Raw genomic sequence first — 26,339 nt, forward strand, 5'->3', positions numbered from 1 at the left:
CGGGTTTCCGGCTGCCGCTAAATCACGCGAACGAAAGTTGACAGAAGAGTTCATGCGTAGCGGCGAGGGTCCTTGCTTGCCTTGAACTCGGCTTCTTCGAGTCTCGTTCCCCACAGCCGTGGGCCGCCCTTCACCCCGGAGAAGGACAATCGGCTGTCCCCGTGCCAGCCTGCGACCTCAACGTGCGCCCCGTCGATGGTGTGGGCGATCTCGAGCGCTGGCAGCAGGTCGGTATCACGAGACGCGAGGATTAGGTAGTCTGCCCATTTCTCCATGGCGGCCCGGATGAACGTGATCGCCAGCATGACGTCAACGCCCTTCTCTCGCGCTGGTTCGGCTGGCCATGCACGGGGATACCGAAGCGGACGTTCATAGAGCACTACTCTCGGATCTCGGGTCCACTCTGCCTTCTGCGCCTTGTTTCGGGACGCCGGAACAGTCTCGTTTTGGTTGCTTGGCATGCCGCGAAACACATGCACTTTTTCAATGCGGACCGCTTCGTAGACGAGTTCATTCCTACGCTTCTCCAGCGCTGTGGCAAATAGGCCGGGATGTATGAGCGATTGATGGACAGCTGCGCCCAACGTGCCGAATCTGTCATGCGCTGACAAATGCAGATTCTGGTAGTCAATGAACAGGTGAGCGGTCTTCACTGTCTCGCTTCCGGATACAAAAAAGCCCCACCAGGCCCGGAGGACGGTGGGGAGCTATGCAGCAAACGTAACAGACGGGGGTGGAAGGTAGCTACCAGTTTCGCTGGCAGAGTACCCCAATTTGGGGGAGGTTTCGATGCTATTTCGATCAGATTATGGTTGCGGATCGCAGGATATAGAACAGATCTACTATCCTTTCTGAAGTCGAGTCTCTGGTTCCTTCCCTCCTGCGCGCGCACCATCGGCAACGGCTCCATCCTCAGTATCGATCTGGTTCGTCGTCGGGCGGGTCCTCGTCGTTCATTCTTGCGGTTCAAGATCTCCCGAAGTCGCATCGGGCGAAGATGGTTGGGCCGCCACGTCGGCGAGCCGGCTTGCAGCATTGAGCTCCATCGCGAACTTGCGGGCGGCCGTGCCGATCGTCGGGTTGCTCTTCACCTTGATCGCCTTGACGATGGCGGTGGTCGGCCCCTCAATGGTCAAATACACTTCCCGATCGTCTTGCTTCTTCGGGGCCGCGAGGGCGAAGACGCCGAGAGCTACCATGCGCGTGGCCGTGATGCGACGGTTCAACGTTCCTGAGTCCTCCACGCGCGCCGTCAGGCCTGCCAGCGGATGCCGGGCGGCACCTTCTCCGTAGCCCTCGATCAGCTCTGTCCGGGTGATGCGCAAAGGGATGTCGAGGAACCCCGCAGTTTTGAGGCGCGAGATCACGCCGTCTGTCAGGTCCTGGGCTCGTTGCCGGGAGTTCGTCACGACCTGCAAGGTGATGAAGCCACCAAGGATCACGAAGAAAAAGACGAAGGCAAAAGCGGTACTTCCATTCACGGGGCGTCCTCTGGTAGGTGAAGTCTTGTCATAGTGGTCAGAGCGTAGTCGCGGGAGTCGCTGAGCAATACTCCCCGTTCGGGAGGGAGGGAGGGAGGTGGATTCGTCGCTCTGAGCCGGTCGGCGCGTTTCGCTGCCTGCTCATGCTGCGCACGCGACTCCACGAGGTACGCCTGCCACACCGCGGCCGCGGCATCCTCCGGCGTGGCGAAGTAGCCGAGCAGTCGCCGACGTGCGGACTCTTCCGACCAGGTGACCGCGCGAAACCACACGTCGGGCTTGATGCCGAACTCGAGCCGGCGCACGACCCCGATCGGGGGCACGCTCACCGGGTACCGGATGTACCACTCCACGGGATCCGCGAGCCTGAACGGATGCCAGTCGCCCACCATGCTCCAATCGATCGGAGCAGCCGGCCTCTGCAAATTCAGTCTAGGAACGAACTCCGACAGCGGACTACCCTCAATCCATGGACGACGTCGAGGTGCCAAACTGCTTCGAGTGCTTGACGCCGCTCGAAGTTGCTGGGACGGTCGAGCATCCCTACTGGTGGTGCCCGGTATGCAAGGTCGCGCACGTATCTTGACCATGTGCTCGGAAAAAGAGCACAGCGTGGGTCTAGGTTTGCTATGAACGAGGGCCCACCATGTAGCGATTTGTCAGGGGCGTCTGCTACGTTGCCAGTGCAGGAAGGAAACTTCCCGCCTTGCCGATACCCCGCCTTGTGCGGGGTATTCGTGCGTTTACGGCCAAGTGCGGGCCCGGCCGCGAGGCCACACCATGGCTGGATCGATGGCCGCCCACATCGAATCTCTCGCGAGCACAGCGCGTGGATCGCTCTCGGTTACCGTCGAACGTCGGTTGTAAAGGTAAGTCACAAGGTCTGCGGCCTGCAGCGCTCGCACCGTATGGGACTGGACGAAATCGATCGTCTGATGGATGTGGGGGAGATAGCTGCTTCGGTAGCCGTATGTACCAACGTTTCGGTACTTCGCGAAGTTACTACGGCTGACCTCTGACGTGTGGTGCTCGTCGGCAACCACCTGGATCTGTGGCTCGTCTTGGCCGCAGCACGCATCAATCCTTTCGAAGAGATGGCTGAAGGCCAGCTCGCGGGCCGGTGTGGGATTAGGGTAGCCGCGGGCTCGCTGTCCGTGAATATCGACACCCTCGACGTACACCCGCGTCCCCACCGCCTCGATCGCTAATAGAGCATCTCTGTAGATAGCAATACGGGCACGCAGAGGAATCGAGCGCCATGGCTCTTCCTGCGCGCGCATCATTGTGCTTCCGTGGAATTCGACGTCAGGGGTGAGCGACGGGAATGCTTGACGATGTTTCTCCATCACTGCATCCATCTCGCGAGTGAGTAGATCGCGCTGCCGCTCCGTACACACCGTTGCCCCGAGGAAGTAATGCGTATCGTCACGTTCAGACTCGTCGACGAAGGCGTATAGCACTCGGTAAGCATGACGCAGGTGTGGCGGAATCCCCATAGGCTGCTGTCAACACTCGCGGGCGACTCCGCCAACCGGAGCTCCTGTGCTCAAGCGCGCGCGAGCCTGAAGTCACGGGCAAGCGCGTCGGCCGTGGCAGCTATCGAAGCGCTTTCCGCTGCCGCACCAGCATCGGCTCTTCTTCGACTGCTTGGGCCGGACCATAATGCCAACGGGATGATTCGGGTCGGTCCCCTGGGAGAGCGTTGCGCCAGATGCGGCGATGCAGTTGTGCTGCTCATCGAACCCGACGTGGTCAGGAAACGACATCACACCAGTTGGATCCGTTACGTGATAGTCGGTTGTGATCTCGAACGAGCGATCGATTGTCACGCTGTGAACATCGCCGCTTATCGTCGGGTGGGTGAGCGCGGTAGACGCCATATCCGCGACAACGCGGTCGCGAACGAACCGAGCAGGCTTGCCCTGTGCGACCAACTCGAGAAGATCATCCAGTCGGGGACCGAATGAGGCGTCGTCACCAACGGTGATAATCACGCCCGGGTTTGGGGCACCGGGGGAGGGTTCGAGTGAGTCGTACCTCGAACTGAACGCGGGCGCCGCAATGAGGGCATCGGGGGCAGTCCCGTGAAGGTCTCGATAATTGCTGAATGTGCTGCACGAGACTAAGGGATTGACTCTGGTCCCTCTGCCGATTGCCGTCACGATGAGAGAAAATCGTTTGTCTCGCGGGTTGAGTCGCGCAATGTCGAGTTCCGAGAACCGGCTATCGAGAGCACCGCGGATGCCTTTCAAGAACTCGGTGATGTCACCCTCGACCGTTCTGTAGAGTTCGCAAAAAAGCCGCATCAGCTCTTGGTTCATGGGTTTGTGTGCGAAGTGCGCGAGGCCGGCATAGCCCACGACCATGGTGAGGTCCGAGGGCATGTGCAGGATGATCGTCTTGTTCTGCTCGTTTGGGAGTGACGCGGGACCCGTAAGTCTCCGGTCTGCAACATGCACAAAATATGTCGACGTGGCTACGACGGTGACGAGGGTCATAGACCGAATCTAACCGTGATCGACTGCTCAGCGGCGGCGCTGTATGCAGCGGACACATCATGCAGAGAAGGAGGCGGATTCAATCCACACCCTTCGCGGTGGGACCGGTAAAACCGGCTTCACAGACGCGATGACCTCATTGGTACTGAGGTCACCCCGAGGAGTGCGTGCACAGCTCGCGCACCTCGGCCGCCAAGGGCGTCATTCTGGCTGACACCCATCGCACAACCCGCAGGGGCCTAAGGATTGCTGAGACCCCACGAGACTGTCGGGATGGAATCTATGGAAGACATCGTCCGCAGGATCGTCCGCGAAGAGATCGAGGCCGCCTTCGACACGTCGGCGGTGCGTGTGGAACGGCAGGTGATCGCCATCAACCCGCAGGCGCACTACTCAGTTGCGAAAGCTGCAGAGCTGCTGGACGTGTCGAGGGCCTGGGTCTACACGCGCATCCAGAGCGGCGAGATTCGCGTTGTCGAGCTTGGCGGCGGCCAGGCGAAGCAGCGCATCAGTACGGTCGAACTGCAGCGATACCTCGATCGGCGAGCGTATGGCGGAGTGAAGCACGTCGGCGATCCGCTCGACGCCTTCCGGGAAATCAGGGTGCCGTAGCTATCGGTTGCGCGCTTCGATCACGCGTTGCTCGAGCTCGTCTACGGATGGGCCGCCGGCGCGATGCGCGGCTTCGGCTTGGGCGCGGGGTGTGAGCTTCCGTGCGTCGCGGAGCCCTGCGGTGAGGATCCGGCGCGCTTCGGCCATGTGGGGGTCCATCACGATGTTTGTCATGGCTGCACTCTAGGAATACCCATCGACGAGGGCCACACCCCAGTGCGGGTGTGACCCTTCGCTTGCCCTCGGGATACATGAGTTTCTCGGTCGGGTGCCAAGGCTCACTATGCTCCTGCACATGACATCGAATTCGAGAAGCGCGTCGTTCGACGGCGGACCGCTGGACGGCCAAGAGCGATCCGTGAGAGTCGACGGCAACGGCAACGCCCCCGTCACGCAGGAGGGCGCCCGGCCCGGGTACGTGTACAGACTGATTGTCTCTTCGGGTGGTTCTCTGAGCTACTCCCACGATCGCGACCGCAGGGGGCGTTGAGCTAGACGACTCTCGATTTCGGCGGACGGGCCGCCAGCGAGGTGCGCGGCTTCGACCCGTGAGCGTGGCCGCGTCGAGGAGCCCCTGCGCGCCCGATTGCGGTTTCATAGGGCTCAGGGGGCATTTAGTGTCACCCCGTCCGGCAGGGTCCGCTTTGCCCGGTTCGAATGGGTGCGAACCGCAATGGTCGAGAGCATGCCAACGGTGTCGGTCATTTGCTGATCGGTCACCTCCAGGTACAGCTGCGTGGTCGCGAGGGACGCGTGGCCGAGCATCTCCTGAATGATTCGGATCGATGCGCCCTTCTCAAGGAGTTGGGTGGCGTAGAAATGCCTCAGCGAATGGCCCGTGATTCGTGGGTCGCTGATGCCGGCGCGTCGAATTGCTTTCGAGATGGCGTCCGACGCGGATGCCATCAGCAAATGCCCTTGACCGTTCGGGAATTTGTTGTTCTTGTAGGGCGAGGGGAACCACCACCCTGACTTCGGATACCGGTCAGCGAGGGCCAGCAAAGCAGGATGCAGAGCGACGGTGTGCTCTACGCCGCCCTTTCGAAGCGAGTACAAGGTCCCGGCTTCCCAGTCGATGTTCTCGCCCTTGATCTTGACGATCTCGCCCAGGCGCAGGCCTGACAGGGCGGCGATCATGATGAGGTCGCGGGTGCGGGAGTAGGCGCCTGAGTCCAGGATGGCCTCGACCTGCGCCGGTCGAAATGGGCGAGCTTTTCTGCGCGGCAGTTTCACCTTCGGGACGGTCGCCGCGGGGTTGTCAGGTCGGTATCCCTCGTCCTGCATCCACGCGAAGAACCCTTGGAAGTAGGAACGCTCGCTCTGCTTGGTCCCCCCGGCCAAGGGGGCACCCGTCCTGAAGTGCGGTCGGGTCATCATCTGGAGGATCTCGCCCTTCGTGACGCGCAGGGGTGAACTCCCAGAGCGCGCAGCAAGCATCAGCAGACACTCTTCTCGGTTCGCGATTGTCTTCTCCGACATGTTCGCTGCTCGTTGGTGCATGGCAAACTCGCGAAGGATCTCGCGCCAGTCCTGTGCGCGCTCCATGCCGTGGGTGCCTTCCTGCAATTGGATCGTCATCGGTCAGTCCTCACTTGACGCTGTGGGCCCGGCCTGTTTGCAGACCGGGCCCTGTGGATTGCTACTCGGCGATCCGAGTGGCGAGAGCGGTCGGGGGCACGATCGCCTTATTGAGTTCGTTCACGTAGAGAGCGTTCAGGTTCAGCTCGGCGGCCATGTAGCCCGCCTGGATCGGGGTGAGCTCGTCCCCTCGACCTAAGTCGACGCTCAGGGCCCAGAACGGGTAGGTTGCCGCGCTGATCACGAGGTCGATCCACATCGGCCATTCGACGCTGGTCGGCTCGGGCCAGGATCTCGACGCTCTGGTGTGAAGGTTCGCTTCGACTGACCCCTCAGCATGGGTGTCAGCGATCCCGTCGCAGCCATCGATCGGGCAGGTGATGCGAGGGCGCTCGAGTTCGGCCATCACTTCGCCGCCTTGTTGAGGAGCTCGGCCACGTTGAGGGCAGTGATGATCTCCTGAATCATCACGCGCGCCTGGTCGAGTCCGATCGATCCTCCGGAACCAACGAAATCGATTTGCCATGAGCCGTCTGCGCTGTCGTCGTCGAGGAGGATGCTCGGCGCACCGGACCACGGCATCGTCACCTCGCTGTACGACTCGGGACTACCGTCGATTGCGTCAGTGCCGCGAACGGGCGCGTGGGCCTCGCCGACGCCGTTAGCGGCATCGAGCGCATCCGCGGCGGCAAACAGGGTGAACGCCGCCCCTCGCGCCGTGTCGGCCGCCTCGATGAGGACTCCGTCCTCGTTTCCGATCCAGAGATTGATGGCTGGCGATCCCGTCGCGCTGTCATCGATCTCGAAGGTCGCGGGGGTGGTTGATACTATCGACATGTTTCTATTCCTTTGTGTAGGGATGTGAACTACCGCCCTCGACCTGTTGACGCAGGTCGGGGGCTTCTTTCTTAGGGCCGGCCGGAGGGCCGAACAATTACCGGGGATTGATATGTCCGCGATCCGGATCTTCATCAAGTTCAGGATCAAACTCGCAGAGCTTCGCGTAATCAATCAACTCCATCGCGAGCTCAAGGGCTGCAAGGGCCGTCAATGAGACAGTGGTTTCCTTGCGATCGCGTTGGACTGTCTGAAGGTAGACCACGCGCACCACCTGGCCAGAAACGGATTCAGCACCGACGGCGACATGCGCAACTCCGTCGATGGCTGCGATCGCACTCACTGCGCTGCACTACCTGTCGTGTCTGCCGTCGACGCGACCCACATGTCGCCATCCCTGACGAGTCGCATCTTGTTGCCAGGCTCGATCTCGTTCTCAGTGATGAATGACTTCGACGTGATGATGCCCTGACTTGGGGCATCTGCGACACGGAAAGCCGCGGGGTCATCCTGACTGGATTCTCGGAGGCCGATCCGCTTCGTTTCCGGGTCCCAGAGCAGCTGCACGAATTTGGTATCCATGTCGGCCAGCATGCGTTTCGCAGCCGCGTTGAGGATGAGCCGGCCGCCGCTGACCACGCGGAGAGTGGCTATGCCGCGACCGTCTTGGTTCGAGCGGGTGGGTTCGTGCAATTCGAAGATCATGAGTTCACACTAATACACACAGATCGTGTGTCAAGCATTTGAATTATGTTTCTGAATTCTTGGGGCGGGCATGACTCCCCTGATACTTCGGGTGATACTGCCGCCACTGCACATGTGTGCGCTCACGGTCCTTAGATGCCCTTCGGCCCACACGATCGCCGCGATGCTTGGCCGCGAATGCACTGCGATGCACCCATGTGCTCGTGTGTCGGGGAGAGTTCAAGTCCCCCCTCGCGCACAACAGGAACAACAGGGCTCGTTGCGAAACTGAAGTGATTTGGTTGCGGAACTGGTCCGAAAATGAAAGGCCACCGGTTTTCCGGTGGCCTTTCGTCGTTGAAGATGCCGTTCTTGAACGGTGGGTCGCGGTTTTGCACCTGTCTATGCGTGAAGATTCGCCGAAACCGTCAGCATCGTCGCAATGAACTGGTGGGCGGCCAGGCCGCGGGGACGACGGGTGGTCGGATCGCCGCCACACGCGAAAGTGCCAATCGCGTTGGTCCCCGGCGTCAATCCGGTGTGTGACCCACATCGGGGCACGTCAACGAGTCAATCAGACCGACAGCAGTCCGCTGCAGAAGCTACCTTTCGGCTCGGATTCTTCGGTCGACATCGACAGCCATTGCGTGTGCGCAAAGATTGCGGTACGCCTTGCGTTTTGCTGGGAGGCGGCCTAGCATTCGAGATCAAAAGGACACGCTTTGCATGCGTGCCCGTACCTGTTCACTAGTGGAGGTGCGGCATGACTGACGAATCGATCCCCGTCCTATTCCGGGGTTCCCGCTTGAAGAGGCGGGGTGGTCTCTGGGGCGAGTGTCTGGCCGAGTTCCTCGGGACCTTTGTGCTTATCAGCTTCGGCGACGGTGTTGTAGCGATGGCGGTCGCCGCGCTGCCAGGGTCGGGGCGGACGCAGGGTCCGACAACGTTCTTCCTCGGTACCGGCGACTGGCTGTTGATCACCTGGGGGTGGGCGTTCGCGGTTGTGTTCGGCGTGTACATCGCTGGCGGTGTCAGCGGCGCCCACCTGAATCCCGCGATCACACTCGCGTTCGCGATCAGGCGGAAGTTCGCCTGGGTGAAGGTCCTGCCGTATATGGCGTCCCAGCTGATCGGGGCGTTCGCCGGTGCTGCGCTGGTGCTGCTGGTGTACATCAGCGCGATCAACGCGTTCGACACGGCGAGCAAGGGGGCGAAGGTGAACGGACACACCCTGGCGTCGTTCTCGATCTTCGCGACCTTCCCCGCGCCGTACTTTAACGGCAACATGTGGTGGCCACTGATCGACCAGATCGTGGGAACCATGTTCCTGGTGCTGATTGTGGTCGCTGTCATCGATTTGCGGAATACGGCGGTGCAATCAAATCTTGGCCCGCTCATCATCGGATTTGCGGTTGCCGCGATCGGGATCTCGTTTGGCGCGAACGCCGGCTACGCCATCAACCCGGCGCGTGACCTCGGGCCTCGGCTTCTCGCGTGGATCGCAGGGTGGGGAAACCTCGCGGTGCCAGGAGACGGCACATGGTTCAGTGCCTACATGTGGGTGCCGATCCTTGGCCCGCTGATCGGCGGCATCATCGGCGTCCTCGTCTACGACCTGTTCATCGGTGACGTGCTGCACGCGCGACAACTGCGTGCTCTGGCCGACGGCGGCGGACACGCGGCTGAGCGGCAGGAGCCGGTCGATGCCCGCCCGCCGGGCCCGGACACGCCGGAGAGAGCCAGCCGGTGACGGACGCACTCGCTGGCCCTACGGGGCCTCGGCAGGTGTTTCGTGGCCCGGCCCCAGACCTCTGGACATAGAGCGTTGGGTGTCGGGCGAACGACGGCACTCGATAGTGCGCCGCCTCGTGTCACCCCTGCGGGACCTCCGCAATGGAACGTCGTCTCACTACCGGCATGGGAATGAGCACCTGCCCCGCGTCCTGACCGGACAGCAGCAGTTCCACTGCGCGTCGCCCCATCTCTTCGTGAGGAAGCCCGACCGTGGTGAGCCCGGGTCGAAGGTACGCCGCCAGTTCGTCATTGTCGAACGAGACGATCGACACATCATCGGGGACCGAGAGCCCTGCCTCGCCCAGAGCCTGGTAGGCGCCAAAGGCGATCCGGTCGTTCATACACACCAGCGCGCGCACGTCGTTGCCTCGTTCGAGCAGGGCCTTCGTCGAGCGGTATCCGTCTTCCGGCTCCCAGAGCCAGATTGATTCCTCGGCGAAGAATTCAAGGTCATTCGCGGCCATCGCGCTGCGAATTCCCGCGACGCGCCTGGCCACGGTTGCGGAGCGAAAGACTTCACGCTCGACCTCATCGTTCTGCCCGATGAGGGCAATCCCAGATCGATGTCCGGCATCGACGAGCAGTTGAACGGCGCTGCGCCCGCCTTCCTCCTCATCGGGGAGGACCGAGGTGTGATAGCGCGCGTTCGTCGCGTTCAACATGACGACCGAGGTGCCAGCGGGGAGATCCGGGATGAAAAGTTCGCGCGCGCGCATCGTCGCGAAGATTATGCCGTCAACCTGGCGATCGAGCACGGCAGCGATCGCCTCTGCCTCCCGGGCGGGCTCGCCGCCAGTTTCCAGCACGAGCATCACATGGCCGGCCTCTTCCGCTGCCTCTAGCGCGCCCTTGATGAGCCCGGACGCGAATCGGGTCGTCGCCACGACGTCCGAGATGAAGCCAATCGTGAGGGTCTTGTCGGTGCGCAAGCCGCGAGCGGCCACGTTGGGGCGGTAGCCGAGCTGTTGGGCCGCGGCGTTCACCCGGTCGTGGGCATCTTGCGACAGCCTGGTGTCGGGCCGCCCGTTGAGAATCATCGAAGCTGCAGTTTGCGACAGCCCCGCGAGGCGCGCGACATCCGCCAAGGTCACCCGCTTGGCCGCCATTGGCCCCCTCTTTCTGTGCGACGGTAGCCACCGCGCTGATCGTCTGCCTGCCCGGTGACCTACTAGAGAACGATTCCGCCCGTTAGCGATAATGCTAAACCGTTTAAGCGTTCGCAGTTACCCAGTGCAGGATCCATAACAAAACTTGACAAGCAGGGACCGTTGGGGAGAGCATACAGTTGCTAAACCCATTTAGCACGCCACGTTCTCCCTCCGGGAAGTTGGCACAGCATCCCTGCATCAACAGACGACAAAGGAGTCAACCTATGAGCACATTCATTCGCGCCCCGCGCGCAGTCGTGCTAGCGGCCGCCGCGGCGGTGACGCTGCTCGCACTGGCGGGCTGCGCTCCAGGAAGTTCAAACGCCTCCCAGGGTCAGAGTGGGAGCGTCAGTACTGCGCTCACGACGAAGAAGGTCACACTCAAGATTCAGGACGAGACGGGCTTCCCCGTCACGTCGAATCTGGCGGCGGAGTTCACGAAGCAGCATCCCAACGTGAAGTTCAAGATCGTGCGCGACAGTTTCCAGAACCTGTTGGCGAACTCGCCCCGACTCATGGCAAGCGCCGACGCCCCCGACCTCATCCGGCTCTCGACCCTGGGTTCGACGGTGAAGGACGGCCTGGTGACGAATCTCGATCCGTATTTCAAAGCGTATGGATGGGACAAGTTCTCTGCCGGGCAGCTGGCCTCCGCCCGGATGACCACGGCCGGGGTGCGAGGCGAGGGTTCCCTTTGGCAGTTCGGCCTCGGCTATAGCGTGACCGGTATCTACATGAACCAGAAGCTCGCGGATAAGGTCGGAATCACCTCCGTGCCTGCCACCATCGACGAGCTCGAGGCCGACCTGCAGAAGGCGAAGACCGCGGGGGTGCTCCCCGTGCAGACCGGCATGCAGGATGGCGTCGGGACCTTCGTGCTGCAGGCGTTGATCAATCAGTACGGCGACAAGGCGAAACTCATCGACTGGATGTTCAACAAGCCCGGCGCCACGTTCGACACTCCGGCCTCGCTCAAGGGCGCGACCAAATTCCAGGACTGGGCGACCAAGGGCTACCTGCCGACCGACGTCAACGCCATCAACTACACGACGATGGTGGCGAACTTCACGGCCGGTCAAGGGCTCTTCATGTGGGACGGTAACTGGGATGCTGCCAACGTGCAGAAGGCCCTCGGCAAGGGCGGTGCACAGTTCTTCCTGATGCCGCCGACAACCAAGGGTGGCAAGTACGTGGCCATGGGTGCCGGCAACACATTCGCCATTCCGTCGAAATCGAAGAATCACGACACCACGGCGTACTTCCTCAACTGGATCGCGACCAACAGCAAAGCACGGCAGATCGTGGTCGACATCACCGGCGCCTCACCGGGCGGCGACCCGGCCCAGAAGCTGCCGACGGTGGAAAAGGGTTCGCTAATCGAGACCGCGCTCGCGATGTCGGCCTCCGTCGGAAAGGACGACGGATTCACTGACTTCATCGCCAACACGACGTCGGGCATCTACCAGGGCGCCTTGCAGCCGGACGAGCAGCTCCTACTCACGGACAAGATCACTCCGGACGCGTTCACGAAGGCAATTCAGGCCTTCTACGAGAAGGACCTGGCGGGCTAGTGACTCTCGCCAGACCGCGCCGCGCTACCCGGGGGACCTCTCGGGTGGCGCGGCGCGCGCTACTGACCGGTTGGCTGTTCTTGCTCCCGGCAGTTGTCGCCTATTGCCTCTTTGTGCTCTACCCGTTGCTGACGGCCGTGCAGTACTCGTTCTACAAATGGAACGGCATCGGGGCCTCCACCTGGGTCGGCTTGTACAACTACCTGCAGATCTTCACTGACCCGACGCTCCTCGCCCCCATCGGGAATGCATTAGTACTCATCATCTATTTCACGATCATTCCGGTCGTCAGCGGCCTCATCCTCGCCACGTTGATCCGAAACATGCGGCAGAACGCGTTCTCGAGTGCCGCTCGCACCATCCTCTTTCTTCCCCAGATCGTTCCTCTGGTGGCGGCGGGAATCGCTTGGTCATGGATGTATGCACAAACCGGAACCATCAACTCGATCCTCAACACGGTGGGCCTCGGCTTCCTGTCCCGCTCGTGGCTCGCCGACTTCGGCACGGCCCTGCCGGCAGTTGGCCTCATCGGCTCGTGGGTTCTCACCGGACTGTGCACGGTCTTGCTGCTGACCGGCATGGGAAAGATCGATCCGTCGCTCTACGAAGCGGCACGGATTGACGGAGCCGGATGGTTTCGAATGTTCGGCGCAGTCACCCTGCCCGGCGTTCGCCAGGAGATCGTCGTTCTGGTGACGATCACGATCATCTCAGCGCTGAGCAGCTTCGACATCATTTACACGACAACCAAGGGCGGACCAGGCACGACCACGCTCGTTCCCGGCATTTCCATCTTCCGACTCGCGTTCGTGCAGGGCCAGGTGGGGCTCGCGTCGGCGCTGGGAATCGTTCTGCTCATTCTCGTCCTCGCGGTCGTCCTCCCCGTTCAGCGAATAGCCCGAGAGAGGGACTGATGGTTACCAGCAAATCCGAGGTCCTTGTGGGACGCATCATCTTGATCGTCGTCCTCGTCCTCACGCTACTGCCCCTCCTCGGCATGCTTTCCGCAGCGCTTCAATCACCGGATCGGCTCCCAACGGGCCTCGCCTGGCCGACCAACCCTCACTGGGAGAACTTCGTCACCGCCTTCACCGTGGGCCACGTCTGGGTCTTGCTGGGATCGAGCCTTCTGATCGTGGTCGTCGTGGTTCCGGTCAGCTTGCTTTTCGCAACGCTCGCCGGCTACGCCCTGGGCAATCTTCGAGTTCGCGGCGGGCGGGTTGTGCTTGTCGCGATGGTGCTCGGATTGACGATCCCCTTCGAGGCGATCATCATTCCGCTCTACTACCAGATCACGTCATACGGCCTGCTGAACACTCAGTGGGCGATCATTCTTCCCCTGATCGGGCTCTACATGCCATTCGGCGTGTTTTGGATGCGCGCCCACTTCATCGGCGTTCCCCGCGAATTGTCTGAGGCGGCCCGGGTTGATGGGGCAGGAGTTCTGCAGGAGTTCCGACGCATCCAAATCCCGCTTGCACGACCGGCCCTGTCCGCGCTTGGGATCCTGCTCTTCCTCTGGACCTGGAACCAGTTTCTCTTGCCGCTGGTTCTCGTCGACGATCCGGACAAGCGCACCATGGCGGGAGCCTTGGGGGCGTTCCAGGGGCAATACATCGACGCCCTGCCGCTGCTGTTCGCAGCGGCGCTGATCGTGATGTTGCCGACGATCATCATCTACGTGATCTTCCAGCGCCAGTTCATCGGAGCACTGCTGCAGGGTGCCGTCAAAGGCTAGGCACCGGCAGCGGCAGCGTCCGTCAGATACGAGGCCTGCATTCTCAATCACACGACCCGAGAAGGACGGCATGACATTTTCGTTGGAACATCATTGGGTGTGGGACTTCTGGCTCGCCGACGACGGCGAGCGGTTCCACATGTACTACCTTCATGCACCCAAGTCGCTCGGTGACCAGCAATTGCGTCACCGTAACGCCCAGATCGGTCACGCCACGTCGCTCGACCTGGCGACCTGGACCGACCACGGCGTGGTGATTCGGGCAGGCGGGCCCGGGGAGTTCGACGAGACGGCGACGTGGACCGGAAGCGTCGTCCATGGCCCCGACGGCGTCTGGCGCATGTTCTATACGGGCGCTCGATTCCTCTCAGAGACTTCCAACGCGAACGTGGAGACCGTCGGCGTCGCCACCTCTGCCGATCTGCACACCTGGGTGAAGTCTCCTGGCCCGATCGCCAAGGCAGACCCGCGCTGGTACGAGACCCTTGGCACGTCCGACTGGCCCGAAGAGGCCTGGCGGGACCCGTGGGTGTTCGCCGATCCGAACGGGGACGGCTGGCACATGCTCGTCACGGCACGCGCGAATCGCGGCGACGTCGATGAGCGCGGCGTAGTCGGTCACGCCACATCGTCGGACCTGGAGCGGTGGGAGGTCCAACCGCCGATGAGCGAGCCCGGGGCGGGGTTCGCACACCTCGAGGTTCCCCAGATCGCGACCGTCGACGACCGCCTCCTTCTTCTCTTTTCCTGCGACAGCGGCGCACTCTCCAGTGTGCGCAGGAAGAAGGGTGACACGGGCGGCATTTGGGCGCTGGCGCCCGATTCGCTTCTGGGGCCATACGCGGTGGGACGCGCCGAACTCATAGCACCGGAGTCGCTCTACAGCGGGCGAGTCATTCGGGACCGTCACGGTGAGTGGGTTCTGCTCGCCTTCGAGAACACCTCTGAAGGCGGCGACTTCGTCGGAACACTCGGGGATCCCCTCCGTTTTGCGTGGCGAAACGGCGGCCCGTCCATCCAACTCGCAGCAAAGGCAGGCACCTCGTGATCACGACTGTATTCGGCACGGCCGCGCCCGGTTTCGAGTCCGTTCGGTCGGCGTTCGAATCCGCCTTCGACGGGAAGCCCGACATGGGAGCGGCACTCAGCATTCGGCATCGAGGCCGGACTGTCGTAGACCTCTGGGGCGGCGTGGCTGACGAGCGTACCGGCGAGGCCTGGACAGGCGACACTCCGAGTGTCATCTTCTCCTGCACCAAGGGTCTTTCCGCCATCCTCGCGGCACGGCTGGTGCAAGAGGGGCGCCTCGACTACCAGGCCGCCGTGACCGACTACTGGCCCGAGTTCGGTGCAGCAGGAAAAGAAGCGGTGAGGGTGAAAGACCTGCTGGCCCATCGCTCCGGCCTCTCGGCGCCGCGGGAGATACTCACGACGGCCGACGTCGTCGATTGGTCGACGGTGACCTCTTATCTTGCGGCTCAGGCGCCGCTCTGGGAGCCGGATTCCGGCTGGGCGTACCATGCGATCACCCACGGCTGGCTGATCGGCGAAGTGGTCCGGCGAATCACCGGGCTGACTGTTGGCGAGTACTTCGAACAGTCCGTTGCGGGCCCCCTCGACGCAGACGCCTGGATCGGTCTGCCCGCCGCGCTGTCGATCAGTGTCGCGCACATGCAGGTCGGATCGACCCTCGCTGAGTTGGTCCTGAACCAGGCCGAGGCCCGACGGCCGGGCCGTGTCGATTGGTCGGAGCGGGCCATGACCCTGGGCGAGGCCTTCCCTGCGGCCCTCGTGGGTGATGCCGTCGGCTTCAACGATCCTCGAGTACAGGAAGCGGAGATTCCCGGGGCCGGAGGAATCTCGAGCGCGCGCGCTCTGGCGAAAATCTGGTCCGCGACAGTCCACGAGACCGAAGGAGTCCGCCTTCTGGATGACCCCACTCTGAGAGAAGCCACCCAGGTGCAGAGCGAGGGACCTCCGGTCCTGGATGTTCCAGGACCCTGGCCGCGGTGGGGCATGGGCTTCCAGCTCGACTCAGAGGCGCGGCGGTATCTCACTCCATCCGGATTCGGCCATGACGGCGCCGGTGGACAGGTCGCTTTCGCCGACCCGGCCCTGGGTGTCGGCTTCGCGTTCCTCACCAATCTGATGGAGGGGATCGATGATTTCCGCGGGACGGCCATCATCGATGCCCTTCGCGCCGTGTTGCGGCCCGGGTCCGACTGAGGGGGCCGTCGGCTCTGCGGGTTCCTGCGCATTCACGGTCTCGAGGGCGCGCTGCTCTCCCGAAGGATCAACGCGTGGGGGGCGATCACCAGGGCGGCGGACTCCGCCGTGCCCGAGAGCTTGCGTTCGACGAGCCCCAGGGCCGTGCGTGCGATGAAACGCTTGTCGGGGCTGATGGTGGTCAGTGATGGTGTGCTGAACGCGCCGTCCTCGATGTCGTCGAAGCCGACGACGGCCACGTCGTGCGGCACCCGTACGCCGCGGGTGGCGAGGGTGCGCAGCGCGCCGAGGGCCAGAGGGTCGGAGAAGCAGAACACGGCATCCGGCGGATCCGGGCGGTCGAGCAGGCGCGCCATCGCCGCCGCCCCGTCGGCACGGCGGAACCTGTCGACGTGCTCCACGATTGACTCCGATTCGCCCAGCCCGGCATCCCGGAGCGCGTCGTGGTAACCGGCGAGGCGCTGCGAGCTCGAGCCGTGGTCGGTGCCCTTCGTGCCGATGGCGGCGATGCGGCGCCTGCCGGACTCGAAGAGGTGCCTCACCGCTTGCCGTGACGCCAGGCGGTTGTCGATCATGACGTGGTCGAAGCGCGGGAACGGATTCTCGCCCAGGAAGACGAGGGGGCGATCGTCCGAAATCGCGTCGAGATGCGCCGGCGTGAGCGCGAGCGGACTGATGACGAGGGCGTCGAAGAGTGAACCGTACTCGGTGCGGTCGATGAGGTAGCGCTCTCGCTCCAGATCGCCGTCGGTCTGGTCGATGACCACGGTGAGGCCGCGCGAGGCTCCCTCTTCGACGAAGGCCCGAGTCAGCTCGGCAAAGTACGGGGTGTCGAGCTCCGGCAGAACGAGCCCGATCAACCCGGACCGGCCGCGCTTGAGGCTGCGGGCCAGTTCGCTCGGCCGATAATCCAGATCGGCGATCGCCTGCAGCACCCGGGCCCTCGTCGCTTCGGCGACGTGGGCGTAACCGTTGACCACATTGCTGACCGTGCGCACGGACACGCCTGCTGCCCTGGCCACGTCTCGCCGACTGCCCATCACGCCCTCCGGTACAACTCTATATTGCATCGAGGCAAACGCCGCGCTACCGTGGAGTCACAGTTTGCCTCGAGGCAAAGAGGATTCGGGAGAACTCCACCGTGCAGCTGACCCTGTGCAACTTCCAGAGCACGGCGGTCAACCAGTACGACCTCCTGTTCATGGACATCCTCCTCATCACCATCCCCCCGCTCGTGCTCTAGGGGATGACCAGCTCCACCCCAACGAAAGGCAACTCCGTGGCTCTGCCCATTCCGAAGCCGGAATACCCCCGACCGCAGCTCGTCCGCCCGGACTGGCTGAACCTCAACGGACTCTGGCAGTTCGAGATCGACCACGGAGACTCCGGGATCGATCGCGGACTTCGGGGGCGCGAACTGGACGGCCAGATCGTGGTTCCATTCGCCCCGGAGTCCCGCGCCTCCGGGGTCGAGAACACCGACTTCCTGCACGCGGTCTGGTACCGCCGCCAGGTGCGCATCCCCGAACACTGGGCGGGGCGTGACGTTCTGCTCCACTTCGGGGCGGTCGACCACGACGCGACGGTCTGGGTGAACGACATCGAGGTGACGCGCCATCGGGGCGGATTCAGCTCCTTCACCGCGACGCTCGCCGGAATCGCGATCGCCGGCGACGAGATCACGATCGTCGTGCGCGCGCGCGACACCCCGACGGATGCGCAGGCCCGAGGCAAGCAGTCCACCTGGTACAAGAACACCGGCTGCAACTACACGCGCACCACCGGGATCTGGCAGACGGTGTGGCTGGAGCCGGTGGCGCCGGCCCACATCCGATCGCTCAACATCGTTCCGCAGCGCGCAGACAGCAGCTTCCTCGTCACCGCCGACGTCGCCCACCTGGCGGACGGCCTGCGGCTCGAGGCGACGCTGACGGACGACCGCGGAGAGGTCGCCTCCGCGAGCGTGGCCGCCGACGACCTTGCGCCGCATCTCACCCTGGCGGTGCCGGCAGATCGCGTGCGGCTCTGGGGACCGGAGGACCCGCACCTCTACGGCCTCACGGTTCGGCTCGTCTCCGACGAGGGGGTGGTCGACGAGGTCGAGTCGTACGCGGGGTTGCGCTCCGTCGCCATCAGCGGCAACCGCATCCTGCTGAACGGCGAGCCCGTGTTCCAGCGACTCGTGCTCGACCAGGGCTATTGGCCGGACACCCTGATGACCTCGCCCGACGACGCGGCCCTGCTGCGCGACATCCAACTGTCGATGGCGGCCGGCTTCAACGGCGCCCGGCTGCACCAGAAGGTGTTCGAGGAGCGCTTCTACTACCACGCCGATCGGCTCGGCTACCTCGTCTGGGGCGAGTTCGGCGACTGGGGAGTCTCGGGCCGCGGGCCGGAGGGCGACAACCAGCAGCCGACGGCCTCGTTCATCGGCCAGTGGCTCGAGGTGGTCACCCGGGACCGCAGCCACCCGTCCATCATCGGCTGGTGCCCGCTCAACGAGACACACCAGCTGCTGCACGACAGGGTGACCCAGCTCGACGACGTGACGGAGGCCATGTACCTGGCCACCAAGGCCGCCGATCCCACCCGCCCGGTGATCGACGCCTCCGGCTACTCGCATCGGGTGCGGGGAGCGGACGTCTACGACTCCCATTCCTACGAGCAGGACCCCGACGCCTTTCGCGCCCAGCAGTCCGGGCTCGGGGACGGCCGCCCGTACCTCAACGACCACGACGGGGTCCCGATCTCCTACGGCTACTCCGGGCAACCGTATTTCGTCTCGGAGTACGGCGGCATCTGGTGGAACGCCGCCCGCCTGGCCGAGGAGCAGGAGTATTCCGACGATCCCCACCGCGACACGTCGTGGGGCTACGGGCAGCGAGTCGACAGTCTCGAGGCCTGGCACGAGAGATTCGCGGGACTCACCCGCGTGCTGCTCGACGACGCCGGGATGTTCGGCTACTGCTACACGCAGCTCACCGACACGTTCCAGGAGGAGAACGGAATCTACGACTTCGACCGCAACCCCAAGTTCGACATCGAGCGCATCCGCGCCGTGCAGATCGCGCCGGCCGCGTACGAAAGCACCGCCGACACCAGTCAGGTGGGAGAAGCATGACCGCCACCGTCACGTCCGTCACGGTCGAGCTGCGAACGGACAGCGACGATGTCGCGATCTCGACGCCGCGTCTGAGCTGGACCACCGCCTCGACCACCGGCGAGTGGACCCAGGTCGGTGCCGAGATCGAACTCGACGGCGAGCACCTCTCGGCCGTCGACGGTCGCGATTCCGTGCTCGTCGCGTGGCCGTTCGCGCCGATCGTGCCGCGGTCCCGGCACGCCGTGCGCGTGCGAGTCACCGGAAACGACGGGGTGGTGTCCGAATGGAGCGAACCGCGCGAGTTTGTCGCCGCGTTCCTGGCCGACGGCGAGTGGGTGGCACCCCTGGTCGGTCTGGCCTCGCCGGAGCGTGTCGCTCAGCCTGCCCTGTTGCGCACCGAGTTCATGATCGCGGCCCCGCTCGTGCGGGCGACGCTGTACGCGACCGCGCACGGTGCGTACCAGGTGCAGATCAACGGCCGGGAGGTCGACGACCAGATCCTCAAGCCGGGCTGGACGCCGTATCCGCGTCGCCTCATCCACGAGAGCACCGACGTCACCGCGCTGATCGCGGTCGGCGCGAACGCGATCGGCGTGCAGATCGCCGGTGCCTGGTACACCGAGCGCTACGGCTTCCGCGTGACATCGCCCCCGTTCTATGGCGAGCAACCCGCGGCGGCGCTGCAGTTGGCGATCGAGTACGCCGACGGGTCCACCGACAGGATCGTGACCGGGCCGGACTGGCGGGCGACCGGAGAGGGACCCATCGTCGCGTCCGGCATCTACGACGGCGAGTCCCACGACGCACGTCGCGAGCAGGATGGATGGGCGCAGGCCGGCTTCGATGACGGCGGCTGGCACGCGGTCCGTCTCGACTCCGACCCGATGCCGGTGCCCACGGCCAGGACCTCGCCGGCGGTTCGCGCGATCGAGGAACGCGCGGTCGAGGAGGAGCTCGTCTCGGCGTCTGGCCAGCGCATCCTCGACTTCGGACAGAATCTCGTCGGACGGCTGCGCATCCGCGTCCGCGGAGAGGCCGGGACCGTCGTGACACTGCGACACGCCGAGGTGCTCGAGCACGGAGAACTCGGCGTTCGACCGCTTCGCCTTGCCAAGGCCACCGACACGTACACCCTCCGGGGTGTGGACGAGGAGGTCTGGGAACCGGCCTTCACCTTCCACGGTTTCCGCTACGCGCAGGTGACCGGCCTGCCAGAGCCGATCGACGGCGACGACGTGACCGCTGTCGTGATCCACAGCGACATGCGTCGCACCGGATGGTTCGAGAGTTCGCACGAGATGCTCAACCGCCTGCACGAGAACGTGGTCTGGGGCATACGAGGCAACTTCCTCTATCTGCCCACCGACTGTCCCCAGCGGGACGAGCGCCTGGGCTGGACTGGCGACATCCAGGTCTTCGCTCCCACGGCCAGCTTCGTCTACGACACGAACGCGTTCCTCACGTCGTGGTCGGTCGATCTCGCGATGGAGCAGGACGCGGCCGGCGGGGGCATCGTGCCGTTCGTCATCCCCGACGTGCTGCACGACGCCGCCACGCCAGCCGCGGCCTGGGGCGATGCGGCGACGGTCGTGCCGACCGTGCTGCACGAGCGGTTCGGCGACATCGGAGTGCTGGAGACGCAGTTCGACAGCATGCGAGGGTGGGCGGACTGCCTCCTCGCGCTCGCCGGAGACCGGATGCTGTGGGAGGGCGGCTTCCAATTCGGAGACTGGCTCGATCCCACCGCGCCGCCGCACGACGCGGCCCTGGCCAAGACCGACCCGCACATCGTCGCGAGCGCCTACCTGTACCGGTCGGTCGATTTCACCGCCCGGGCAGCTGCGATCCTGGGCCGGCACGCCGACGCCGAACGCTACGCGGCGCTCGCCGAGAGGGTGCGTGCGGCGTTCCTGAGCGAGTACGTCACCGAGACCGGGCGCATGATGTCCGACGCGCAGACGGCGTACGCCCTGGCGATCGTCTTCGGGCTGTCCGGATCGAGCGCACAGCGCGCCGGGATGGGGCAACGGCTCGCCGAACTGGTCAGCGAGAACGGGTACCGCATTGGAACCGGTTTCGTCGGGACCCCGCTGATCGCCGATGCGCTGACCGCGACCGGCCACCTGGACGTCGCCGGGCGGCTGCTCACCCAGACGGAGAACCCGTCCTGGCTGTACCCGGTGACCATGGGGGCGACCACCATCTGGGAGCGCTGGGACAGCATGCTCGAGGACGGTTCGATCAACCCCGGCGAGATGACGTCGTTCAACCACTACGCGCTGGGCGCCGTGGCCGACTGGCTCCATCGCACCGTTGCGGGCCTCGCGCCGGCCGCACCGGGTTACCGCGTCATCCGCATCGCGCCCCAGCCGCTCGCCGAGCTCGACCACGCGACCGCGAGCCTCGACACCCCGTATGGTCCGGCTCGCGTGGCCTGGCGTCGTGAGGGCGACCGCGTGGTGGTGGAGGCCGAGGTGCCGGCCAACACCACGGCAGAGGTCATTCTGCCGGGGCGCGAGCCGATCGCGGTGGGCTCGGGCGCCCATACCTGGACGGTGGACTCCGCGCCGCCGTCAGGGTCGTAGCTGCTCGGATGCGTACCGACTCGGGGGAATGTCGTGCACGGAGGTGAACACTCGAGGGGCACGACCGGAACCGAGAAGTCGTGCCACGGAATGAGGTGGATGGTGCCGATGTGAAACGGGACTGATCGTCGGGCCGATAGTCGACGTCGTGGTGGATGTGCTCGTCGGAGTAGACCTCACTCGCCCGCTGACCGGTCGGATCGCCGGGCCGTCGGGACGGGCGTGTCCATCCATGCCCTGGCGGTCTAGGGTGACGGAATGGCAAAGCTCGACGAGGCGACTGTTGACGTGCTGATCGTGGGCGCCGGCCCCACGGGACTGGCGCTCGCCGGCGAGCTTCACGCCCGTGGCGTGAGCTTCCGGATCATCGACCGGGCGCCCACCGCGGTGCACGAGTCGCGCGCTCTCGCGATCCAGGCCCGCACGCTCGAGGTACTCGCCCGTCACGGCGCGAGCGAAGAGCTCGTCGCCGCCGGCGACACCGCCGCCGTTCTCGTGATGCACTTCTCGAACCGCACGACCGAGCTGAAGCTCTTCGGCGAGGGGGCGGGCGAGACCGCCTTCCCGTACCTGCTCTTTCTCTCGCAGGCCGAGACGGAGAGGATTCTCGCCCGTCGCCTCACCGAGTCCGGGGTCGTGATCGAGCGTGGTGTGGAGCTGGTCGGGCTCGACCAGAGTGGGGGCGACGTCACCTGCACGCTTCGCGGTGAGTCCGGCGAATGGCGAGTGCGAAGCCGCTACGTGGTGGGATGCGACGGCGCCCACAGCGTCGTGCGGCACGCGAGCGGGATCGGTTTTTCCGGCTCGGCCTTTCCGCAGACCTTTGTTCTCGCCGATGTCGAGGCGGACGGACTTCCGGTCGGACTCCTGCACGCGTTCCCGGCCCGGGAGGGGATGCTCTTCCTCTTTCCGCTGGGCTCGCCGGCCACCTGGCGGATCCTGGTCATGGTGCCGCCGGGCCTCAAGCTCGGAGAGCCGTCGCTGGCGTCCGTTCAGGCGATGGTCGACCCGTACACCGGCGGTCGGGTGAGGCTCCACGATCCCGTCTGGCTGACGAACTTCTCCGTGCAGAGCCGTCGGGCCGACCGCTTTCGAGCGGGCCGGGTGTTCCTCGCGGGTGATGCCGCCCACATCCACAGCCCGGCCGGGGCGCAGGGGATGAACACCGGGATCCAGGATGCCGTGAACCTCGGCTGGAAACTCGCCCTCGTGACGTCGGGGCTCGCGCGCGACGACCTCCTCGACAGCTACGAGGCCGAACGGCTGCCGGTCGCCAGGTCGGTTCTTCGAACGACCAACCGCGCCTTCCGGGTGGCCACGTCGACGAACGGGCTCATGCGGTTCTTCCGACCGCGGGTGGCGGCCGTGGCTGTGCCCCTCGTCATTCGGATACCCGCCTTGCGCCGGCTCGGCTTTCGAGCGATCTCGCAGTTGGGCATTCGATACCCTGGGAGCCCGCTCTCCGTCGCGGGGCGTCCGCCGCTCAGAGGCGGACCGCGCCCCGGTGATCGTCTGCCTGACTCGGGCATCGTCGTCAACGGCGTCCCCACGACGATTCAGCGGAGCCTGTCCTCGACGCACTTCCAGCTGGTGCTCTGCGGCCCGCTGACGGGATGGGGCGATCGACGGGAATTCGATGCGCTCTGGGGGCGGGTGGTGCGCACCGCCCGGCTGAGTGCCGGAGCCGAGCGGGACGTGTGGGTGGATTCGACCAGGGGGGCGCTGCGCCGGCTGGGCCTCGGCGAGGGGGAGACTGCGCACTACCTCGTGCGGCCGGACGGGTACATCGGCTACGGCGCGCGGGGCACGGACCTCCGCGGGCTCGAGGCATACCTCCGCGCCCTGTAGCTGGCTACGTCGCGCGCGAGCGGCCCGCAACGACCTTGTAGATCTCGAACCAGACGACCCCGGCGACGCCGGCGCCGATGGCGACGGCCCAGTCGCTCGGTCCGATCGGTCCGAGGTTGAAGGCCGCCCGAAACGGCGGGACGAGCAGCACTGTCAGGAGCAGGGCGCTCCCTCCCAGCAGAATCCACTTCAGGGTGCGATTGAGGCGCTCCCGGAACGTGCGCCAGACGGGGAGCGTCCATGACCGGTTCACCAGGATGAGCGCGAGGTTGCCGGTGACCAGCGTGGCGAAGGTCACCGAGCGCACGACATCATCCGGTCGGTTCCCCAGCACCGCCCACAGGTACACGGCCAGCACGGCGAGCAGGGCGAACACGCCCTGCAGCACGGCGATCGTGAGTACGCGACGGCCGAAGAGCGGTTCGCCGAGGCCCCGTGGTTTCTGCTCCATCACCATCGGGTCGATCTGCTCGGATTCGAACACGACGGAACACGCCGGGTCGATGATCAGTTCGAGGAAGGCGATGAGAACGGGAAGGAGCACGAGCGGCCAGTCCGCGACGAACACCGGAATGAGCGACATTCCCACGATGGGCAGGTGCACCGCGATGGTGTACGACATCGCCTTGCGGAGGTTGTCGAAGATGCCGCGTCCCTGGCGGATGCCGCCCACGATCGAGGCGAAGTCGTCGTCGGTGATGACGAGCGCTGCCGACTCCCTGGCGACATCCGTACCGCGGGCACCCATGGCGATCCCGATGTCCGCCGCACGCAGGGCCGGCGCGTCATTCACGCCGTCGCCGGTCATGCCGACGACCTCCCCGTTGGACTTGAGTGCCCGGATGAGTTGCAGCTTCTGTTGCGGAACCATGCGGGCGAAGACGCTGACGGTGCGAATGCGGTGAGCGAGTTCCGTGTCGCTCATCGTGCGCAGTTCGGGGCCGGTGATGCAGCCGCCTTCGGCGTCGAGACCGATCTCGCGCGCGATCGCCAACGCGGTGCCGGGAAAGTCGCCCGTGATCATCACCGTGCGCACCCCGGCCCGCGCGCACTCGGCGACCGCCTGTGCGACTCCCGGCCGCACCGGATCGTGCAGTGCGGCGAGCCCGATGAACTCGAAGTCGAAATCGTGCTGATCGGAGGGAAGGCCGCCCTCGGCGCGGAGGGCCGCCCGGGCGACGGCGAGCACGCGTTGCCCCTGGGCCGTCGCGGCGTCGACGAGGGTGGTGAGCCTGGCCACCGCGGTCTCATCGAAGTGGCACAGGTCGGCGATCGACTCCGGAGCGCCCTTCGCCGCGACGACGAAGTCGGAGCCGGACGGGGAACGCCAGACGTGGGAGAGAGCGAGCAGCTCCTCGGAGAGGGGGTACTCCCGCACCAGCTCCCAGCCCGCATGGGAGCGCTCGGTGGCGGGCAGGTAGGTGTCTGCCAGATCCTCGAAAGCCTGGTCCATGGGATCGAACGGATCGAGAGGAGAGGCGAGTCGTCCGAACTCGACGATCGGATGGAACTCCGCGGGCAGGGGCCGCCCATCGAGCGCGTGAGTGGAGCCGTCGACCAGGAGTTCCCGAACGGTCATGCTGTTCATGGTGAGCGTGCCGGTCTTGTCGACACAGACCACGGTCGCCGAACCGAGAGTCTCGATGACCGGCGTGCGCCGGGTGAGCACGTGCTTCTGGGACATCCGCCAGGCACCGAGCGCCAGGAAGATGGTGAGGACGACGGGGAATTCCTCGGGGAGAATCGCCATGGCGGTGGCGATTCCCGCGAGGATGCCCTGAAGCCAGACCCCGCGAGTGAGGCCGTAGATCACGGCGACGGCAACCGCGACGACGAGACCCAGCACGGCGATCACCCGCACGAGTCGATCGACCTCCCGCTGGAGGGGGGTGCGTTCCTGCGGGATCGTTCGCAGCGCCGAGCCGATTCGGCCCAGCTCGGTGTTCGCCGCCGTGCCCTTCACGAGCGCAATCGCCCGCCCCTTCACCACTAGCGTCCCCGAGAAGACCCATGGCGTAGCGTCCCCGCCCGGCTCCCCCATCGCTTCGTCGTCCGGGTCCCCGCTGCCGACCGTCTTGCGCACCGGAACGGATTCACCGGTAAGTGCGGACTCGTCGACGGACACGTTGACGCCGTCCACGAGCACGGCATCCGCGGGCACCCGATCGCCCTCCACCAACAGCACGACATCGCCGCGCACGACGTCGCGGCCGGCGATGCGTACCTGCTGGCCGTCGCGGATGACGAGCGCCCGCGGAGAGGAGAGGTCACGCAGGGCCGCCAGCGCGTTCTCGGTCTTGTGCTCCTGATAGATCGAGATCCCGATGACCACCACCACGAAGGACATCAGGATCGCACCGTCGAGGGGCTCGGCCAGGACAAAGTTGAGCGTGCCCGCTCCGAGCAGCAGCAGCAGCATGGGCTGCCGCACGATTTCCCAGGCCTGCTGCAGGAGGTTTCGAGGCTTCGCGGTGGGAAGTTCGTTGGGGCCATCGGTGCGAAGGCGTTCAAGCGCCTCCGCCTGCGAGAGACCCGTCGGACGCACCTGCGGCACCGATTGCGACACGATGCCCTCCTCAGCGGTCTGCGCGTCACCGGCCGGAGGGCGGGCGCGCCTCGACTACAAGGCCAGTATC

Annotated in this window: 24 protein-coding genes; 10 read left to right on the plus strand and 14 right to left on the minus strand. The window is 64.8% G+C overall.

The window, feature by feature from the left end; genetic code table 11:
* Window positions 1-50: 50 nt before the first annotated feature.
* The 5 genes from FVP33_RS14140 to FVP33_RS14160 form a co-directional block, all read right to left on the minus strand.
* Window positions 51-653: an NYN domain-containing protein gene (locus tag FVP33_RS14140; protein ID WP_147784332.1), complete on the minus strand. Its 603-nt coding sequence runs from the start codon at window positions 651-653 to the stop codon at window positions 51-53.
* 300 nt (window positions 654-953) lie between these two features.
* Window positions 954-1,481, minus strand: coding sequence for a hypothetical protein (locus FVP33_RS14145; RefSeq protein WP_147784333.1), 528 nt, complete (start codon window positions 1,479-1,481; stop codon window positions 954-956).
* On the minus strand, window positions 1,478-1,873 hold the full coding sequence (locus FVP33_RS14150) for a hypothetical protein (protein WP_147784334.1): 396 nt from the start codon (window positions 1,871-1,873) through the stop codon (window positions 1,478-1,480). Before FVP33_RS14150 ends, FVP33_RS14145 begins: the two co-directional genes overlap by 4 nt.
* A 351-nt stretch (window positions 1,874-2,224) precedes the next feature.
* Window positions 2,225-2,941, minus strand: coding sequence for a DUF3800 domain-containing protein (locus tag FVP33_RS14155; protein WP_187270725.1), 717 nt, complete (start codon window positions 2,939-2,941; stop codon window positions 2,225-2,227).
* A 108-nt stretch (window positions 2,942-3,049) separates the two neighbouring features.
* A complete protein-coding gene (locus FVP33_RS14160) occupies window positions 3,050-3,979 on the minus strand; it encodes an SEC-C domain-containing protein (protein ID WP_147784336.1) in 930 nt (309 codons plus the stop codon).
* A gap of 282 nt (window positions 3,980-4,261) precedes the next feature.
* Between FVP33_RS14160 and FVP33_RS14165 the strand changes: the two genes are divergently transcribed.
* Window positions 4,262-4,591 (plus strand): helix-turn-helix domain-containing protein, encoded by a 330-nt coding sequence (locus FVP33_RS14165; RefSeq protein WP_187270726.1) that lies wholly within the window; start codon window positions 4,262-4,264, stop codon window positions 4,589-4,591.
* Here FVP33_RS14165 and FVP33_RS19560 read toward each other — a convergent pair whose 3' ends face one another.
* The 6 genes from FVP33_RS19560 to FVP33_RS14190 form a co-directional block, all read right to left on the minus strand.
* Window positions 4,592-4,765, minus strand: coding sequence for a hypothetical protein (locus tag FVP33_RS19560; protein WP_187270727.1), 174 nt, complete (start codon window positions 4,763-4,765; stop codon window positions 4,592-4,594). It abuts the gene before it with no gap.
* A 429-nt stretch (window positions 4,766-5,194) separates the two neighbouring features.
* Window positions 5,195-6,169 carry a tyrosine-type recombinase/integrase gene (locus FVP33_RS14170; RefSeq protein WP_147784338.1) on the minus strand — a complete coding sequence of 325 codons (975 nt, stop codon included), beginning with the start codon at window positions 6,167-6,169 and terminating at the stop codon, window positions 5,195-5,197.
* 61 nt (window positions 6,170-6,230) lie between these two features.
* Window positions 6,231-6,575 carry a hypothetical protein gene (locus FVP33_RS14175; RefSeq protein ID WP_147784339.1) on the minus strand — a complete coding sequence of 115 codons (345 nt, stop codon included), beginning with the start codon at window positions 6,573-6,575 and terminating at the stop codon, window positions 6,231-6,233.
* Window positions 6,575-7,006: a hypothetical protein gene (locus tag FVP33_RS14180; RefSeq protein ID WP_147784340.1), complete on the minus strand. Its 432-nt coding sequence runs from the start codon at window positions 7,004-7,006 to the stop codon at window positions 6,575-6,577. The genes FVP33_RS14175 and FVP33_RS14180 overlap by 1 nt, the downstream gene beginning before the upstream one ends.
* A 97-nt stretch (window positions 7,007-7,103) precedes the next feature.
* Window positions 7,104-7,349, minus strand: a complete 246-nt coding sequence (locus FVP33_RS14185) for a hypothetical protein (protein WP_147784341.1) — start codon at window positions 7,347-7,349, stop codon at window positions 7,104-7,106.
* The gene (locus FVP33_RS14190) at window positions 7,346-7,711 is read right to left on the minus strand and encodes a hypothetical protein (protein ID WP_147784342.1); all 366 of its coding nucleotides are present in this window, start codon (window positions 7,709-7,711) and stop codon (window positions 7,346-7,348) included. The genes FVP33_RS14185 and FVP33_RS14190 overlap by 4 nt, the downstream gene beginning before the upstream one ends.
* Window positions 7,712-8,453: 742 nt before the next feature.
* Here FVP33_RS14190 and FVP33_RS14195 point away from each other — a divergent pair.
* Window positions 8,454-9,440, plus strand: coding sequence for an MIP/aquaporin family protein (locus FVP33_RS14195; protein ID WP_147784343.1), 987 nt, complete (start codon window positions 8,454-8,456; stop codon window positions 9,438-9,440).
* 121 nt (window positions 9,441-9,561) lie between these two features.
* Here the strand turns inward: FVP33_RS14195 and FVP33_RS14200 are convergent, their stop codons facing one another.
* Window positions 9,562-10,590: a LacI family DNA-binding transcriptional regulator gene (locus tag FVP33_RS14200; protein ID WP_147784344.1), complete on the minus strand. Its 1,029-nt coding sequence runs from the start codon at window positions 10,588-10,590 to the stop codon at window positions 9,562-9,564.
* A gap of 266 nt (window positions 10,591-10,856) precedes the next feature.
* Between FVP33_RS14200 and FVP33_RS14205 the strand changes: the two genes are divergently transcribed.
* The 5 genes from FVP33_RS14205 to FVP33_RS14225 all read left to right on the plus strand — a co-directional run bounded on the left by FVP33_RS14205 (window position 10,857) and on the right by FVP33_RS14225 (window position 16,167).
* A complete protein-coding gene (locus FVP33_RS14205; protein ID WP_147784345.1) occupies window positions 10,857-12,203 on the plus strand; it encodes an ABC transporter substrate-binding protein in 1,347 nt (448 codons plus the stop codon).
* A gap of 80 nt (window positions 12,204-12,283) precedes the next feature.
* Window positions 12,284-13,117, plus strand: coding sequence for a carbohydrate ABC transporter permease (locus FVP33_RS14210; protein WP_246142346.1), 834 nt, complete (start codon window positions 12,284-12,286; stop codon window positions 13,115-13,117).
* Window positions 13,117-13,941 (plus strand): carbohydrate ABC transporter permease, encoded by an 825-nt coding sequence (locus FVP33_RS14215; protein ID WP_147784347.1) that lies wholly within the window; start codon window positions 13,117-13,119, stop codon window positions 13,939-13,941. Before FVP33_RS14210 ends, FVP33_RS14215 begins: the two co-directional genes overlap by 1 nt.
* 70 nt (window positions 13,942-14,011) lie before the next feature.
* Window positions 14,012-14,989 carry a glycoside hydrolase family protein gene (locus FVP33_RS14220; RefSeq protein ID WP_147784348.1) on the plus strand — a complete coding sequence of 326 codons (978 nt, stop codon included), beginning with the start codon at window positions 14,012-14,014 and terminating at the stop codon, window positions 14,987-14,989.
* Complete coding sequence (locus tag FVP33_RS14225; RefSeq protein WP_147784349.1) at window positions 14,986-16,167, plus strand: serine hydrolase domain-containing protein; 1,182 nt, start codon at window positions 14,986-14,988, stop codon at window positions 16,165-16,167. Before FVP33_RS14220 ends, FVP33_RS14225 begins: the two co-directional genes overlap by 4 nt.
* Window positions 16,168-16,199: 32 nt before the next feature.
* On the opposite strand, the gene FVP33_RS14230 is transcribed toward FVP33_RS14225, so the two are convergent.
* Window positions 16,200-17,189 carry a LacI family DNA-binding transcriptional regulator gene (locus FVP33_RS14230; protein ID WP_246142347.1) on the minus strand — a complete coding sequence of 330 codons (990 nt, stop codon included), beginning with the start codon at window positions 17,187-17,189 and terminating at the stop codon, window positions 16,200-16,202.
* Window positions 17,190-17,413: 224 nt separating this feature from the next.
* Between FVP33_RS14230 and FVP33_RS14240 the strand changes: the two genes are divergently transcribed.
* From FVP33_RS14240 to FVP33_RS14250, 3 genes are all read left to right on the plus strand, one after another.
* Entirely contained in the window at window positions 17,414-19,288 is a 1,875-nt protein-coding gene (locus FVP33_RS14240) for a glycoside hydrolase family 2 protein (RefSeq protein WP_187270728.1), read from the plus strand.
* The gene (locus tag FVP33_RS14245) at window positions 19,285-21,855 is read left to right on the plus strand and encodes a family 78 glycoside hydrolase catalytic domain (RefSeq protein ID WP_147784351.1); all 2,571 of its coding nucleotides are present in this window, start codon (window positions 19,285-19,287) and stop codon (window positions 21,853-21,855) included. The genes FVP33_RS14240 and FVP33_RS14245 overlap by 4 nt, the downstream gene beginning before the upstream one ends.
* A gap of 258 nt (window positions 21,856-22,113) precedes the next feature.
* Entirely contained in the window at window positions 22,114-23,703 is a 1,590-nt protein-coding gene (locus FVP33_RS14250; RefSeq protein ID WP_147784352.1) for an FAD-dependent monooxygenase, read from the plus strand.
* A gap of 4 nt (window positions 23,704-23,707) precedes the next feature.
* Here FVP33_RS14250 and FVP33_RS14255 read toward each other — a convergent pair whose 3' ends face one another.
* The gene (locus tag FVP33_RS14255; protein WP_222706729.1) at window positions 23,708-26,269 is read right to left on the minus strand and encodes a cation-translocating P-type ATPase; all 2,562 of its coding nucleotides are present in this window, start codon (window positions 26,267-26,269) and stop codon (window positions 23,708-23,710) included.
* Between the last annotated feature and the right edge of the window lie 70 nt (window positions 26,270-26,339).

Origin of the sequence: Lacisediminihabitans profunda (genome assembly GCF_008040105.1) — a bacterium.
In the GTDB taxonomy this organism is placed as follows: Bacteria; Actinomycetota; Actinomycetes; order Actinomycetales; family Microbacteriaceae; genus Lacisediminihabitans; species Lacisediminihabitans profunda.

What these genes read in the sequence shown, in the direction of transcription:
- FVP33_RS14165 (WP_187270726.1), top strand. Translation starts at nt 4,262, where the DNA reads ATGGAAGACATCGTCCGCAGGATCGTCCGCGAAGAGATCGAGGCCGCC.
- FVP33_RS14150 (WP_147784334.1), bottom strand. Translation starts at nt 1,873, where the DNA reads ATGGTGGGCGACTGGCATCCGTTCAGGCTCGCGGATCCCGTGGAGTGG.
- FVP33_RS14195 (WP_147784343.1), top strand. Translation starts at nt 8,454, where the DNA reads ATGACTGACGAATCGATCCCCGTCCTATTCCGGGGTTCCCGCTTGAAG.
- FVP33_RS14200 (WP_147784344.1), bottom strand. Translation starts at nt 10,590, where the DNA reads ATGGCGGCCAAGCGGGTGACCTTGGCGGATGTCGCGCGCCTCGCGGGG.
- FVP33_RS14180 (WP_147784340.1), bottom strand. Translation starts at nt 7,006, where the DNA reads ATGTCGATAGTATCAACCACCCCCGCGACCTTCGAGATCGATGACAGC.
- FVP33_RS14170 (WP_147784338.1), bottom strand. Translation starts at nt 6,169, where the DNA reads ATGACGATCCAATTGCAGGAAGGCACCCACGGCATGGAGCGCGCACAG.
- FVP33_RS14175 (WP_147784339.1), bottom strand. Translation starts at nt 6,575, where the DNA reads ATGGCCGAACTCGAGCGCCCTCGCATCACCTGCCCGATCGATGGCTGC.
- FVP33_RS14245 (WP_147784351.1), top strand. Translation starts at nt 19,285, where the DNA reads ATGACCGCCACCGTCACGTCCGTCACGGTCGAGCTGCGAACGGACAGC.
- FVP33_RS19560 (WP_187270727.1), bottom strand. Translation starts at nt 4,765, where the DNA reads ATGACAAACATCGTGATGGACCCCCACATGGCCGAAGCGCGCCGGATC.
- FVP33_RS14215 (WP_147784347.1), top strand. Translation starts at nt 13,117, where the DNA reads ATGGTTACCAGCAAATCCGAGGTCCTTGTGGGACGCATCATCTTGATC.
- FVP33_RS14205 (WP_147784345.1), top strand. Translation starts at nt 10,857, where the DNA reads ATGAGCACATTCATTCGCGCCCCGCGCGCAGTCGTGCTAGCGGCCGCC.
- FVP33_RS14160 (WP_147784336.1), bottom strand. Translation starts at nt 3,979, where the DNA reads ATGACCCTCGTCACCGTCGTAGCCACGTCGACATATTTTGTGCATGTT.
- FVP33_RS14240 (WP_187270728.1), top strand. Translation starts at nt 17,414, where the DNA reads ATGACCAGCTCCACCCCAACGAAAGGCAACTCCGTGGCTCTGCCCATT.
- FVP33_RS14220 (WP_147784348.1), top strand. Translation starts at nt 14,012, where the DNA reads ATGACATTTTCGTTGGAACATCATTGGGTGTGGGACTTCTGGCTCGCC.
- FVP33_RS14250 (WP_147784352.1), top strand. Translation starts at nt 22,114, where the DNA reads ATGGCAAAGCTCGACGAGGCGACTGTTGACGTGCTGATCGTGGGCGCC.
- FVP33_RS14190 (WP_147784342.1), bottom strand. Translation starts at nt 7,711, where the DNA reads ATGATCTTCGAATTGCACGAACCCACCCGCTCGAACCAAGACGGTCGC.